This window comes from Paenibacillus chondroitinus NBRC 15376 (assembly GCF_004000765.1).
In the GTDB taxonomy this organism is placed as follows: domain Bacteria; phylum Bacillota; class Bacilli; order Paenibacillales; family NBRC-103111; genus Paenibacillus_E; species Paenibacillus_E chondroitinus.
Genome location: NZ_BILW01000011.1, coordinates 39,725 through 54,685, shown reverse-complemented (window position 1 = coordinate 54,685; position 14,961 = coordinate 39,725). Strand labels below are relative to the sequence as shown.

Genomic DNA, 14,961 nt, shown 5'->3' with positions numbered 1-14,961 from the left:
CTAAGCATCAGCAAGCGCACGCGCAATTATTGTTTTTGCCTCTTCGGCAACTGCAGTCTCTTGGTCATCAATGGCCTGCATCCAGATCAACATAGGTATGTACACGGCAATTAAACGAGCTAAACGCTTCGTCTCTTCATCCACTTCCCCGTACTCGGCAAAAAAACTCGCACGAGCACCAGGAGGCAGAAAGCTATAAACAACATTCAAATCACAGGAGGGGTGACCGATATTCATATCCCCCCAATCTATGATACCGGAAATGACTCCTTGCTCGTCTACCAACATATTTTTAAAATGCAAATCCCCATGCAGGAAAATATGTCTAGGTTCTACTGGTTCTATGTTTAGTTGATGCAAATAATCGGCCATTGCCTGATAATCTTCATCGCTGATATGAGCTCTGAGTTCAGCTAGGAAACCTAGCATTTTCTCTTTTCGTAATGCAATATCGGTTAGATTCCTATGGTCAAATTGAATTCCGCTCTCTATGGCAAGTTGAACAGGAAATGAATGAAGCCTTTTTAAAAATTGGGCAAGAATGGGTGCTGATAAGGTTCGCTGCTCATCCGTCAATCCAATAGGGAATTTGCCTGTTAAATAAGCATATCCAAGAAAAGGTACCGGATATTCATAATCGCCTTCGCCAAAATATAACGGTTTAGCATAGGGAATGGGTATGTACGCCTCTAGCATTGGCAAAATTTTGCCCTCCATTTGCAATGGAGCAACTGCCACTTTTCTTCTTGGAAAGCGGAAAACGAAATTATCACCAACCCGGTAAACGGTATTATCCCAGCCGTAACCAAGTTTTTGTATCGTTAAATGCGCAAGCTGAGGAAACTGGCTAGTAATTAATTTCTGAGCTAAATCCTCTGAAACCTCCCACTCTGCATCCCAAAGATTCGAACCTCCCAATTGCCTCCACCGCCTTTCACGTCCAATTCATCTCAAAAAAAGAAAACCGCGCAATGCGCGGGCGATGAAAGATTCCTTATTCCCTGCTTCTTTGGAATATACGATCCAACTCAAACTAAAATAGCTTTCCAAGAAGCCTCTATCGTCTGTTGTATTTTGATATCCGTTAGCTCAAATTTCTTCACATAGTAGCCTTTGACAATGGACGAAACAATCCCATACGTGATGGAATTGCAAAAATTCACATCCAATTCCCGTATGACGCCATTTCTCTGCCCTTCTCTAATCAGAGCCAGAATCGCTTCACGAGAAACGCTGTCATCTTCCAATTTCCGTAGTTCAGGTTTGATGCAAGGCGAATACGAATACGCATCGATGAATCGGAAATGCTTGGGAAATTCCACCGCGAAACGAATTCTGTTCGTATGAAGGCATTTAAAGCGCTCATACAAGCTTAACTCCGCATCGTAGCCCATCATCAGGTGATCACCGAGAAGAATTCGACATTCCCGATACAGCTCATTGATGAGCTCTTCCTTATTGCTGAAATAGTTAAAAACAGTACCCGAGCCTACATTCGCTCTTTTCATAATTTTCGCAAAAGTAACGGCCTGCAGCCCTTCTTCATCTATTAAATCCAACGTAGCATTCAAGATATCTTCTCGTTTACTCATTATACACACCTCGTTAACCTCAACTTTAGTATGTACAACTGGGAACGTCAAGTATTCGGAATGTATATTCTGTAATTTCACGGTATTTTCAAGAAAAATGCGGCGAAGTGACGCTATTTCTGCTGAATCCTTCATACATTTGGAATGTTCAATCCAAAAATATGTTGACTTCTTCTTTCTCAGGCTTTATGATGTGTTGGAACAAACACTCCAAAGATGAAAGGGAGATTACACACATGTCTTCAACCGCTTCTGCTTTAAATGGACGATCAAGCACGTCACCGATCGTTCTGGCCATTATACTTGCATGCCAACTTATGATTATTTTGGACGGCTCGATTGTGATTACTTCGCTGCCGGAGATCGGACGCAACTTGCACCTGTCTGCAACAGATTTATCCTGGGTGCAAAATGCTTACTCATTAACCTTTGGCGGACTTCTGCTACTCGGATCAAGAGCAGGCGATCTCTTAGGACGCAGACGCGTCTTCATGGCCGGCATCGCCGTATTCACGCTGGCTTCGTTAATCGCCGGATTCGCCAATTCCGCTGAGAGTCTGCTTATCGCTCGCTCGATTCAAGGCTTGGCCGCCGCTTTCGCTGCACCATCCACCCTTGCGCTTCTTATGGTTAGCTTTCCGGAAGGCAAAGAGCGGACGCGCGCTATCTCCCTCTACAGCGCCGTGTCCGGTGCAGGCGGGAGCGTCGGGCTTGTGCTCGGCGGCATTCTAACAGATTTGATATCTTGGCGCTTAGGCATGTTCATCAATGTACCTATTGGTATCGCACTTATTCTTTTAGCTCCACGTTATCTCAAAGAAACACCGCGGTTAAACGGCCGCTTCGATTTCTCAGGCGCCGCCACCTCAACAGTCGGAATGACTTCCATCGTATACGGCTTTGTCCGCGCAGCCTCTAACGGCTGGAGCAATGTTGGGACGATCGCATCCTTCCTAATTGGGATCGTACTGTTAGCCCTCTTTATCCGTATCGAAAAGAAAGCCGAACAGCCGATTACACCGCTCCGCTTGTTCGCAAGCCATGAACGCTCTGGCGCTTACTTAGCGCGACTTCTGTTTGTAGGCGGCATGTCTGCCATGTTCTTTTTTCTAACGCAATTCCTGCAAGGTGTAACGAACTTTAATGCGCTCGTTGCCGGTATTGCTTTTCTACCAATGACTGGCGTCATGTTTAGCATGGTCTACGCCGTTCCTCGTTTGCTATCACGCTTTGGAGGCACAAGATTGATGATCGGCGGCGTATTCCTTGCTCTTATCGGGATGTTTTGGTTAAGCAGGATCACCGTAGATACTTCCTATTTTCCAAATATCGCAATTCCATTAGTGATTTTGGGAGTTGGTGCTGGGGTCGTTTTTATCCCCCTTACATCATCCGGAATCGCCGGTGTTGAACGCAGCGACGCAGGTGCAGCTTCCGGTCTTGTGAATGTCGCTCATCAAACAGGCGCTTCCTTGGGACTGGCGATCTTGATTACCGTGTTTGGTTCAGCGAGCCGCGAAGCCGTTACTCACCCGCTTGCAGAAGCAGCGCAACAAGACCAAGCTCGGTATGTACTCGCTCACGCCTCTGCAGCTTCCATCACAGGATCTGTCGTCTTTATGGCGCTATCGCTTATAGCCATTATTGTGCTCATTCAGAAGAAACGCACGCCCAAAGAATTGCAGTCTTCTCAAGTTGAAATTAGTGAAGTGAGTGTGCACTAAGCGAGTTATTCTTCATAAAAAGAGGCTCTCCCACGGTCATTACATGACCTTTGGGAAAGCCTCTTTTCTACTCTAGTCAATGGGGACTCGTGCGATGTGCTTGGCTAGCGAGCCGTCAAAAGGAAACAGGTTATGACGAACCCTCTCCTTTAAACCCTCTAATTCCTGACGAGCTTGCTGAATCAAATCGGTGGGATAAGCAAACTTGACGGAATTGCTCGCAAATTCGTCTTCATAAACAACCATCCATTCACCGCTTATCTGAATATAATCCAGATCTAAATCTATAAAGGAAACTGTATTCCCATCCAACTTGGCAGGTTGATTAATATTGCAATAATACTGGCGGACCTTGCCGCCGACGATGTCAGCACTTACCGTGAACCATGAATCAAATGAAAAAAATTCAATCGTCCAAGTCTCCATCGTAAACACTTTTTGCTTCGTATAATGATGTAGCTGTCTTCCCTTTTGGCCCAAAACAAAAATATGAGAATCCGTCTTTTCCAGTAACGTTGTGTTCCATTGGTAATGAGGAACATTTCCGTATTTCAAGGCTTGAATGGTTATTTGATTATCCATGCTGTTATCCTCACGTCATCCAATTCGATTCTAGGTTCCGCAATAAGTCCGGTAAGGACGAGCAGTTTGAGCCGGCAGTGCGGAATATTCCGATTGCTCGGTTGTATGCGCGAATGGATTGGAGAGCACCTGAAGAAGTCGCTTCATGACACTATAGTCTCCTTGTTTCACTGCTGCTTCTAATGCTTCTTCTACCCGATGATTGCGTGGAATAATGGCAGGATTGCTGGTGCGCATTAACTGCTGTGACAAGTCTTTCGTCTCCTGCTGCCGGCCTAATCTTGCCTGCCATTGCTCATACCACTGAGCGAATTCCGCGGTCCCGAACAGGAATGTCTCTTCAGGTTTATCCAAGGTTAACGCACGGAACGTGTTCGTGAAATCTTCCCCGTATTTGTGCATCATACTGAGCAGTTCTTCGATTAACGTAACGTCTTGAACCTCTTCGTTAAAAATCCCTAATTTCGCTCTCATTCCGGACAACCAATTCCGATGATACCGTTCCGAAAAATGAGCAAGCGCATTTTCAGCAATTTTTATCGCCTCTTCTTCATTCTCACTTAATAAAGGCAATAAAGTTTCAGCAAATCTTGCAAGATTCCAAGACGCAATGCGCGGCTGGTTGCCATAGGCATAGCGCCCTTGCGAGTCAATGGAACTGAAAACTGTAGCTGGGTCATACACATCCATAAAAGCGCAAGGACCATAATCGATCGTTTCACCGCTAAGCGCCATGTTATCTGTGTTCATCACGCCATGAATAAACCCGACAAGCTGCCATTTGGCGATAAGATCAGCTTGGCGTTTTATCACTTCATTAAGCAGCGATAGGTAGGGGTTCTCATCTGCTGCAACTTCGGCAAAATGCCTCTGCAACGTATAGTCAGCCATCGCACGAAGATCCTGAGGAGTGCCGAATTTTGCGGCAAATTGAAAAGTACCAACACGTATATGACTAGCAGCTATGCGAGTAACAATTGCTCCCTGCTGCTCGGTTTCACGATACACGGTTTCCCCTGTCGTAACCACCGCTAAACTGCGGGTTGTTGGGATGCCTAATGCGCTCATCGCCTCACTTATGATATATTCACGCAGCATCGGACCAAGTGCCGCCCGACCATCTCCACCTCGGGAGTAAATGGTAGGGCCTGCCCCCTTCAGCTGAATATCAACTCGGATGCCTTGAGGAGTAATATGTTCACCGAGCAGATTAGTCCGACCATCCCCTAACATATTAAAATATCCAAATTGATGCCCCGCATAAGCTTGAGCAAGTGGCGAAGCACCTTCAGGGATTTGGTTGCCTGCGAAAATCTCCGCGCCATCAGCACCTTGGAGCTCTTGAGTATCTAAACCTAGTGATGCAGCTAATCTATCGTTGAAAATAACAATTTCTGGTGAAGGAACAGGTGTCGGGTTGATTCGGCTATAAAATAGTTTAGGCAGACGAGCATAACTGTTGTCGAAATTCCAGCCGCGCTGCTTTGCCTCCTCATCTTTTGACAGTTCAGCCTGCCAAGCACGCATTCCGCCATCGACGGTGACCGCGTCAAATCCCTTCTCGCGCAGCAAAATGGCGCAATTCGTTCCTGAGTTGCCTCCTGAACAAGTTACGTACAGTGTCTTGCCATGGGCGATTTTTTGAAGTTCAGCTGCGGTATTTTCTGACCAGTTGTTAATTTCACCTTTTTCAATGTGAATGCGATGAAGGTTTTTATGCTCTGGCGTATATTCAGAAGCGGTTTCCTTGCTACGGACATCGAGCAACAGCACTTCTTCTGTTTCCAGTTTTCTAAATAAATCAGGGATTGATATTTTATCCACGGTAGCCTCCTATAACAAATAAACAAATTATTCTAATCCACTAATCATATCATCCGCCTACTTCTCCAGCAAATCAGACAATTTAAAACCACCTAAACTTGATCTTGATTTTCTTGAAACATTTCCCAATTTCAATACGTTCAATAATTATGGAGGCGATATGTATGAGGAGGAAGTTTGGATTTTTACTATTATTATTGTTTTTTGTCTGTATAGCTTGCAATCCATCCTTACCATCTAAGGAGACCATGGGAAAGAATGCTTCTTTCTCTTCAGCAAAGCTAGAACTTTATTCCGTAAGTATTGATGTACCTAAACAAGTAAAGTTAAATGAAGTGTTCACGATTAAAGCTAGTTTGCTAAACTTAGGTGATAATCAGATAATGATTCGTCATGCAGCACGTATTTTTTACTTTTCAATTAAAAATAGTAATGGAAAGCAAGTGAATACCTTTGGAATGAAGGGTGTCGGAGAAATAAGTACTTTAAAGATACAAGAACCAGCCACAGAGGATTATAACTATAAGTTGGACACTTCCGGCTACTACGAGGTTTCAGCAATTGCAAAGTTCACAATCGGTGAAGGGGAAAATTTAAAGGAATACGAGTTTGAGACAAACCGATCAGTTATTGAAGTTATTCCTTAAAAAAAGTGCCAAGCAACCCATAAAATCAAGGTGCTTGGCACTAAGAAATGTATATATGATTACGCAGATTTTTTCTTGTTTTTCACGTTTTTATTTAAGAAATGAATAAGTGCTTCATAAAAGTCGTGTACGTTTTCCTGTTTTTGAAACCCATGACCCTCATTTTTCTTGAGCATGTAAGGGACATCTACATCTAATTTACGCAGCGCGGCGACCATTTGATCCGATTCTGCTTTATTCACTCTAGGATCATTAACACCTTGTGCGATCATTAACGGCGCTTTTATTTGGTCGACATGCAGGACAGGCGATGCTGCTTCAAGCAGCTTCTTATCCTTGACAGGGTCACCGACCTGCTGATACATCATCGAACGATCCATGGACCAGTACGGAGGAATCGTGTTCAAGAAAGTAATCAGATTGGAAGGTCCTACGAAATCCACACCCGCTGCATACAAATCGGGCGTAAACGTCATTCCTGCCAATGTCGCGTATCCACCATAGGATGCTCCATAAATGGCAATGCGCTCAGGATCAGCAGTTCCCCTTTTAATCAGCCAATTCACACCGTCCGTGATGTCGTTTTGCATGTTTTTGCCCCACTGCTTATCTCCCGCGTTCATGAACGCTTTCCCGTAGCCTGATGACCCACGGAAATTCAGCTGCAAGACCGCATACCCTTGACTCGCAAGTAGTTGAGCTTCCATATTGAAATCCCAGGAATCACGGGCCCAAGGTCCACCGTGCGGATTGACGACAACGGGCAATTGGGTCGACGCTCCACCTTTGGGAAGCGTTAAATACCCATGGATCGTAAGTCCATCTCTGCTTTTAAAAGAAATCGGCTGCATATCCGCCATCTTTTTCTCATCAAACGTGGGTTGGATGTCTGCAATCTTCTCCATCTTAAGCGCTTTACGGTCATAGAGATAATAGCTGCCATAAGATTTATCGCTATATGTGTATAACAGTAATATATCCCTATCCGGCGATCCAATTAAGCCCCAATGGGGAGTTTGCAGTCTATCCTCGATTTTTTGGAACAAATCTTCAAATTCATGATCCAACGCATGCATTTTCATGTCTTCCGTCTCATAGATGACGGCTGCAATCGATTTGTTCTTATAGGACACGATAAAATTAGAGAGATCTACCTCATCATTGACATAAATGACTTCCGTCTCTTTCTTGGTAAGCGGGTCATATTTCACGAGTGCCTGCTTATCACGCCCTACATTGGAAACAGCATAGATTTGCGTGTCATTGAAAGTAAACATAGCCGGAATAAAGGTATCTTTGCGGTCAAACGTATCAATTTTATCAAAATCTTTGTTTTCATTATCACGGTATAAAAGGTTAGTGGCTTCACCGTCTACAGCTATTGCGGCACGGACCTTCCCCCAGTTATCCGTTACCCAAAATTTGACGTTTCCAGGATTCTGAACCTGCATATTCGTATCCCCTGAGCTGAGATTAACCCGATAAACGTCCATCACTTTGGAATCTCGCTTATTCATGGTTAGCAATAACTCAATGTCACTTTCGCTTTTGGAAGGCAGCACATCCAGGAGTTCAGCTTTTACATTCGTATATGGCGTTAAGTCTTTATCACCCGACCCGTCAACGTTCACAACATGAATATGTGTGTTTTCCGTACCGCCTTTATCCATCTTGTAAATCAGTACTTTATCGGTTATCCAATATATGCCATTAATATTCTCATCTTTGGAAGTAGTGATTCTCGTACCTTCCGAGTCACCAACCTTTTGGATATATAGGTTCATGCGGTTTTCCCATGGATGCAAGTAAGCCAGGGATTTACTGTCTGGCGATAACCGCATCTGGGCTTTATTCGGCAGTTGCAAAAAGTCATCCAGTGAAACAGGACCTTGCCCTGTTTCTTCTTTTTGAGAAATCGTTCGGAATAAAAATAAGACTAGCTGAGCGCGAGTTACCTGATCCTGTGGCATAAACGTTAATTGCTCAGTAATAAAATTTTGCTTTAACTTCAAGACATCGTCATGATGCGCTTTGCCGATCGTTGCTTCATCCTTAAGCCATGCTTGGATGCCGTTATCCTTTAATTGGAAAGCACGCACCAGCAAGCTTGCCATCTGTTCGCGCGTCAGGAGCGCATCCGGTTGGTACATGCCATCGCTGCCTTGCACGATGTTTTGTTCTTTCAATGCGTTGACTGCTTCAGCATAAGGGCTGTTTACTGCAACGTCCGTAAAGCCATTCAACGATGTAGGCTTTTTGAGCTTAAGCGCTTTGCTCAGCCATTTAGCGGCATCTCCGCGTGTAACAGCATCGTCCGGATGAAAAGCTCCGTCTTCTTCGGCATCCACGATACCTTTCTCTTTGAGCTGAGCAATCTCTTGACTTGCATAATAATCTGCCGGCACATCCGGATAAGCGACTGCATCGCTGCTTGCCTGTGCCCCGATTGGCAGCGAAATCGCCGCTATCCATACTGCCGCTAACAGGGAAGCTACCCCTTTACGAAATGGAACCATCCTGACCATCCTCCTGTAAAATACATGCGACATCAATAATACGGAACGTGTCCCATTATATCCCAACAAATGAGAAATTGATAGACTTGTAGAGTAGAAAAGTAATAGGTAGAATTACCCATAAGAATTCATACCGTTCCTTTAGCCTTTCTCATGTATGAAAACAGAATATAGGTGGAAGATAGAGGTAACAGTTTGAGGATGGGAGTAGCATACGAACATGAGTAAATCAACATTGCTGCAAGACCCGGCAAAACGAAAATTACTTTTCAGCGCGGGAATAAGCTGGTTATTCGATGCCATGGATGTAGGGATTATTTCCTTTATCGTCGCCGCTTTGGCTGTTGATTGGAAATTGGGAGCACAGCAAATCGGCTTGTTGGCAGCCATCAATTCAATAGGAATGGCTGTAGGAGCGGCCGTTGCCGGAGCAAGTGCAGATCGCTATGGTCGTAGATCCGTACTTTTAGTCACACTGCTGATTTTTTCTATCGCAAGCGGGCTCTCCGCTATAGCAACAGGTTTCATCATGTTATGCATCCTACGCTTTATCACTGGATTCGGTCTTGGCGGGGAGCTGCCCGTAGCTTCTACGCTTGTTTCCGAATCGTTTTCCGCTACAGAGAGGGGGCGGGCTGTGGTGCTGCTCGAAAGCTTTTGGGCATGCGGATGGATTATCGCGGCTTTGATTTCCTATTTTGTTATCCCTGCATATGGTTGGAGAGCGGCATTTCTCATTGGTGCGCTGCCGGCCTTATATGCCTTATACCTAAGAAGAGCGATTCAAGATTCCCCGCGATTTAACGAGCAACGAAATCGCCGTTTAACGCTCAAAGAACGTGCCTCCTCCGTCTGGTCGGCAAATTTCCGGAAATCAACGATTACGCTCTGGATTCTCTGGTTTGTCGTCGTTTTCTCCTATTACGGCATATTTCTGTGGCTTCCATCCGTCATGGTTTTGAAGGGCTTTAGTCTTGTAAAAAGTTTTCAATACGTGCTGATCATGACGTTAGCGCAGCTTCCCGGCTATTTCACAGCGGCTTATTTTATTGAAAAATTCGGCCGTAAGTTTGTTCTCATCACTTACTTGCTGTTAACGGCTTTTAGCGCAATTTGGTTCAGTACGGCCGGTACAGAAGCCATGCTGATCGCTGCAGGGATTAGCTTATCCTTTTTCAATCTTGGCGCTTGGGGAGCCATGTATGCGTATACCCCCGAGCTATACCCTACTGGTATCCGCTCGACAGGCGTCGGTTTTGCCGCATCCTTTGGACGTGTTGGAGGGATCATAGGTCCTTATCTTGTTGGGTTATTGGTGTCTCGACATCACAGCATTACCTCGATATTTACCATTTTCTTCATTGCTATCGTATTCGGAGCGCTGGTTCTTCTGTTCTTCGGCAAAGAAACGAAAGGAACCGATCCGGATCAAGCCGCTAGCAGCTGACATGAATTTGAATACGCAGAAGCCCAACAACCCGCCGAATGTATTTAAAATGAGATCATCGACATCGAAGCTGCCGATAGCAAATAAAACTTGCGAGCATTCCAAGCTCAAGCTTAAGGCAAAGGATCGGAAAACGACCCCGACCACTGACATCTTTGATTTTTTGGACAGAAGCATCAGAAAAATGCCATAAGGAACAAATATCAAAATATTTCCGTACAAATTGATCACGTCATGGCCGGATAAACTTTGAATATTGTGTGAGATGGACTCGAATGGACGGAAATTAGCCGTTTGCAAGCGATGCCGGATATAGATCGGATTCCCGAGATTTCTCTGAAGTTGATGCCAGAGGAAAGGGATGTCAACCACAGCGAACTTAAACAAGATCACTTTAAACACCACGTAGATATAAAGGGCAAATAGCCCGGACAGTACAGTATCATACATGAATTTCATCTGTTTCACTTACATCCTCACCTTTCCTGAGTTTTGATGTTATTTATAGAAATACAGTGACAATCACGCCATCCATGTTGTTCCCTGACAGCTCGTACTTTAGCTTGTTTGGCACTTGGATGGTTGTATTTTTTGAAATCGGATGATAAGAAATTTCATATTTTACACCGAAAACAGTTGTTGTTAAAGTCTGTTGCTGTTTCAGGAAATCTAAATACTGCTCCAGCGTTAAATTCTTTTGCTGCATAATCAGGCTATGGGGCACTCCAACATATCGGAAATGCCAGGGTTCGTATTGGATGCCGGTTATCGCCGTTTTATCTTTGGGATAACGCAAAATAAACCCGTAGGTCGCAGCATTCTTCTTCAGCCAATTCCCTTCAGGAGCTTGACTCATCTCCGATTGCGTCGAACCAATATCAAGAGCTATACCTAAGTTGTGCTCGCTATTCCCCGCCGGCAAAGCATAATCCGGACCCATATCTTTATAGAGCTTACTTTGTTCTTTGTTATCCCGATAGCCGCTGTTAATGATAAAATGATGAATTCCCTCTTTATCAGCCGCTTGGATCATGGTGGTAAAATTTTTCACGATGCTTTGTGACAAGCGAATCGTATTATCTAGCAAACCATAGCCATTGACCAACTCTTTATGTTGAAAAAGATTAACCACATCCGTGAGAATCCCTACTTGGTGGATCGGGTAATCCTTATTAATTAAGACTAAATTCCCTTGGTATATTTGATCTTTCATAATCTTAATCGTTTGTTCGCCCTTTTGGGGAATCGACTCTTGTATGTCAACTTTTGCTCCCCCTTGTTCTTCATTTACACGCTCCGTTTTCTGGTGAATGGCTTCATATCCAAGCAGTCCAAGTATGACAAGCCAAAAAACCCACTTCTTCATTCTTCGTTTCCTCCTTCTTCTTACTAGACATAAGAATAGGGCAAACTTTTTAAGAAAGAAGTGGGTTAAAATTAAAGTTTTTCTTAAATTTCTCTCATTATAGCGGCAAACGCACCTCGAAGAGCGTGCGAACCAAGCTGCTTTGGGCAGATATCGTTCCTTGATGCTGCTCCACGATATTTTTGGCAATGAAAAGCCCGAGTCCGGTACTTCCTCCTTGATGCGTGCGAGCCCGGTCACCGGTGTAAAACATGTCAAAAATATGCGGCAGCTCTTCCGGTGGAATACTATCGCCATAATTTACAACTTGGATGACAGCTTCGCCTGCATCAAGATGGCAGTTGATATCCACGAATTGGCCGTCTTTTCCGTACCGATTCGCATTTGTTAATAAATTTTCAAAAACACGTGCCAGCAGCTCGCCATCACCCCGAATTTGCAAATGCGGTTCAATATTCAGTCTAACCAGCAGGTGACTTTTCTCGAAAACAGGATACAATTCCTCATTAAGCTGAATGAGAAGATCACTCAGATCGATTTGATTTTTCTCAATGGAAAGCATGCCGTAATTCATTCTTGTGAGTTCAAACAGTTCGTCAATAAGCTTCTCCAGCCGTTTGGACTTCGTAAAAGCAATGGTTGTATAATGCCTGATTTGTTCCGCCGTCAATTGATTGTCCTGAAGCAGGAAATCTAAATATCCTAAGACCGAGGTAAGTGGTGTCCGCAAATCATGCGCTAAATTCAAAACCAGCTGATCTTTGCTGCTTTCCGCGAAATCGCCCCGCTCTACCGCTTTTTGCAGCTTCTCACTTGCCATATTGATATCTTCCGCAATTTCTCTGAACTCATCGTTCGATGAAATATGAACACGGCTTTGGAAATCCCCGTTTGCGAGGCGATGAATCCCTGTGGAAATCTCATGAAAATAGGTGGCATAAGGTTTAGTAAGGAAAAAGAAACAAACAATCGCAAGCGGGATGAAAAAGATGAGAAAGAAATTAAAATCCCCAATATTCGAGATAAAATGGCGTAGTTTCGCCAAAGGATCTTCAGCCCGAACACCGCTGTAGTAAAGCTGAAGGACCTTATAAAGGATGAAGGTGAAAGCACCCGACAAAAGCATGCTCATTCCTAATAGAACGATCATTTGGAAGCGGAAACTTCGTATCATTTTAGCCATTGAACGTATATCCCACACCCCAAACAGTTTTGATCCATTTGTTTTTATTGTTCTCATCTTCACCCAGTTTTTTGCGCAGTGTACGGATGTGCACCATGACGGTGTTGCCACTTTCATAAAAGGCTTCGCCCCATACGTGCTGGAAAATATTTTCCACACTGAACACTTTTTTGGAATGAGCCGCCAAAAGATAGAGGATATCAAATTCTTTCGGAGTTAATTCTATAATTTCACCGTATAGATTCACTGTCCGTTTGTCAGGATCAATCGTCAGTCCGCCTGCTTCCAGCAGGTTGTGGTCGACTTTGGCTTGACTTAACTGCATGGACCGGCGCAGATGAGCGTTCACGCGAGCGACCAGTTCCATTGGATTGAACGGCTTGGTCATGTAATCGTCGGCTCCAATTACCAATCCCGTTATCTTATCCAGGTCAGATGATTTAGCGCTTAGAAAAATAATCGGCATTTGATGCTTCTCACGAATTTGCCGCGTCACCTCATGCCCATCCAACTTCGGCATCATGATATCCAGAATAGCCAAATCAATTGAATGCGTTTGAATCGCCTGGACAGCCTCTTTGCCATCCGCCGCTTTGATGATTTGGTACCCTTCTCTTTCTAAATGCAGCGCAATCAGATCGGCAATCTCCGCCTCGTCATCCGCGACCAAAATCGTAATACGTTTCATCGATATCCCTCTTCTATTTAAAGTGCTTCATTCTTATTCTATCCGAATTCAGCGCATTTGCCCATTCTCCCTCTCATGGTATTGGTTCATCAGGTCCGCCAGCTTGCGCGCAGCATCGTCCGAAAAGCAAAGCTTGAGATTCGCATCAGATATCTCTGCTGAAATCGACGAGTAAGCATACATCTTCTCCTCGTAAGCTTGAACAGCCGTGTTCAAGTCATCGTGTTGAACGATGGACAATGCCAGCTCAGTGGCATCTAACATCGCTAAATTCACGCCTTCACCAGCAAAAGGGGACATCAAATGCGCGGCATCTCCAATCAGGGTGACACCAGGTTTATGCGTCCATTGGAGTCCAACCGGCAAACTATAGATACGTCTCGGCACAATTGGCCCATCTGCTGAGCGGATATAATCAGTCAGTGAAGCATCCCAATCGCTAAAATACTCCAGCAACTGCTTTTTCGCTTCTTCAGGCTGATCGAACGGAATACCGCACGTATCCAGCCATTCACGTTCAACTTCAAATGCCGCATATACACAAATTCGGCCATCTCCATTCAACTGGCCCAATATGCCTTTATGATCGGCAAGAGCAAACATTTTGCCGCGTCGATTAAAAGCAGCCAGTTCCGGATGTGCAACAGCGGCATTGTCAACATAGAGCTCAACCATACTTAGTCCGCTGTAGGCAGGAACTGATTCTGTAAGCAGCGGACGAATACGGGAGAATGCCCCGTCTGCGGCTACGACAAGATGAACGGTATCCACATGCCCATTCTGGAAATGCAGTTCGTGCATCCCATTTTCCGTAGGAATAGCCTCAACTAATTCGTGTCCCCACTGAATGGTGCCAGGGTCGATAGCGTCTAACAATAAGTCCCGCAGCGTCCCGCGATCGATTTCAGGTCTATCCCCTTCACCGCCCTCCGCCACTTCATCCATATACAGATTACCGAATTTATCGAGAAGCTTGAAATCTTCTCCTTCATATCGGGCGAGCGCCTCAAATTGTTCAATTAAGCCAGCTTCTCTGAGTGCTTTCTGTCCAGAATCGGAATGGATATCTAATGAACCGCCTTGTTTGCGGCTTGAAGGTGATGTTTCCCGTTCATAAACGGTAGTTTTGATCCCATGCTGCTGTAAAATCCGGGCCAACGTCAGTCCTCCAGGACCTGCACCTACGATAGCAATGCGTTGCTGTTGTTTTGTTGTGTTCATACGAATCGACCCCTCGTCGTTAGATTTTGTTTATCAACTGACCCAAATATACGACTGCTTTTTAAACTGAAAATAAACGAGGTCGTTTCTCTTAAACGGGGACACGTTTCTACAACTTTCACATACAAAATGGTTTACAATAAAACAACCACCATCAAGCAAATCCTGCAG

General features: G+C 44.6%; 12 protein-coding genes and 1 pseudogene. 3 read left to right on the top strand and 10 right to left on the bottom strand.

Annotated features, from left to right (window positions below; all coding sequences use genetic code 11):
- Together PCH02S_RS14655 and PCH02S_RS14650 are read right to left on the bottom strand one after the other, a co-directional pair.
- On the bottom strand, window positions 1–918 hold the full coding sequence (locus PCH02S_RS14655; RefSeq protein WP_127454209.1) for a phosphotransferase: 918 nt from the start codon (window positions 916–918) through the stop codon (window positions 1–3).
- Between the two features lie 110 nt (window positions 919–1,028).
- Window positions 1,029–1,592 (bottom strand): TetR/AcrR family transcriptional regulator, encoded by a 564-nt coding sequence (locus PCH02S_RS14650; protein ID WP_127454207.1) that lies wholly within the window; start codon window positions 1,590–1,592, stop codon window positions 1,029–1,031.
- Between the two features lie 236 nt (window positions 1,593–1,828).
- On the opposite strand from PCH02S_RS14650, the gene PCH02S_RS14645 reads away from it, so the two are divergent.
- Complete coding sequence (locus tag PCH02S_RS14645; protein ID WP_127454205.1) at window positions 1,829–3,316, top strand: MFS transporter; 1,488 nt, start codon at window positions 1,829–1,831, stop codon at window positions 3,314–3,316.
- A gap of 72 nt (window positions 3,317–3,388) precedes the next feature.
- Here PCH02S_RS14645 and PCH02S_RS14640 read toward each other — a convergent pair whose 3' ends face one another.
- Window positions 3,389–3,898: a DUF402 domain-containing protein gene (locus PCH02S_RS14640; RefSeq protein ID WP_127454203.1), complete on the bottom strand. Its 510-nt coding sequence runs from the start codon at window positions 3,896–3,898 to the stop codon at window positions 3,389–3,391.
- Between the two features lie 30 nt (window positions 3,899–3,928).
- Window positions 3,929–5,722, bottom strand: coding sequence for a protein adenylyltransferase SelO family protein (locus tag PCH02S_RS14635; protein ID WP_127454201.1), 1,794 nt, complete (start codon window positions 5,720–5,722; stop codon window positions 3,929–3,931).
- A 164-nt stretch (window positions 5,723–5,886) separates the two neighbouring features.
- Between PCH02S_RS14635 and PCH02S_RS14630 the strand changes: the two genes are divergently transcribed.
- The gene (locus PCH02S_RS14630) at window positions 5,887–6,369 is read left to right on the top strand and encodes a hypothetical protein (RefSeq protein WP_127454199.1); all 483 of its coding nucleotides are present in this window, start codon (window positions 5,887–5,889) and stop codon (window positions 6,367–6,369) included.
- Between the two features lie 59 nt (window positions 6,370–6,428).
- Here the strand turns inward: PCH02S_RS14630 and PCH02S_RS14625 are convergent, their stop codons facing one another.
- Window positions 6,429–8,885, bottom strand: coding sequence for a S9 family peptidase (locus tag PCH02S_RS14625; RefSeq protein WP_164819567.1), 2,457 nt, complete (start codon window positions 8,883–8,885; stop codon window positions 6,429–6,431).
- Between the two features lie 220 nt (window positions 8,886–9,105).
- Between PCH02S_RS14625 and PCH02S_RS14620 the strand changes: the two genes are divergently transcribed.
- Complete coding sequence (locus tag PCH02S_RS14620) at window positions 9,106–10,332, top strand: MFS transporter (RefSeq protein WP_127454195.1); 1,227 nt, start codon at window positions 9,106–9,108, stop codon at window positions 10,330–10,332.
- A gap of 12 nt (window positions 10,333–10,344) precedes the next feature.
- Here PCH02S_RS14620 and PCH02S_RS14615 read toward each other — a convergent pair.
- From PCH02S_RS14615 to PCH02S_RS14595, 5 genes and pseudogenes are all read right to left on the bottom strand, one after another.
- Window positions 10,345–10,782: pseudogene (locus tag PCH02S_RS14615) on the bottom strand (VanZ family protein); the annotation flags it as partial.
- Window positions 10,783–10,834: 52 nt separating this feature from the next.
- On the bottom strand, window positions 10,835–11,698 hold the full coding sequence (locus tag PCH02S_RS14610) for a M15 family metallopeptidase (protein WP_127454193.1): 864 nt from the start codon (window positions 11,696–11,698) through the stop codon (window positions 10,835–10,837).
- A gap of 97 nt (window positions 11,699–11,795) precedes the next feature.
- Complete coding sequence (locus PCH02S_RS14605; protein ID WP_127454191.1) at window positions 11,796–12,881, bottom strand: HAMP domain-containing sensor histidine kinase; 1,086 nt, start codon at window positions 12,879–12,881, stop codon at window positions 11,796–11,798.
- Entirely contained in the window at window positions 12,874–13,569 is a 696-nt protein-coding gene (locus PCH02S_RS14600) for a response regulator transcription factor (protein WP_127454190.1), read from the bottom strand. The genes PCH02S_RS14605 and PCH02S_RS14600 overlap by 8 nt, the downstream gene beginning before the upstream one ends.
- Before the next feature lie 48 nt (window positions 13,570–13,617).
- Window positions 13,618–14,790, bottom strand: coding sequence for an FAD-dependent oxidoreductase (locus PCH02S_RS14595; RefSeq protein WP_127454188.1), 1,173 nt, complete (start codon window positions 14,788–14,790; stop codon window positions 13,618–13,620).
- Window positions 14,791–14,961: the final 171 nt, after the last annotated feature.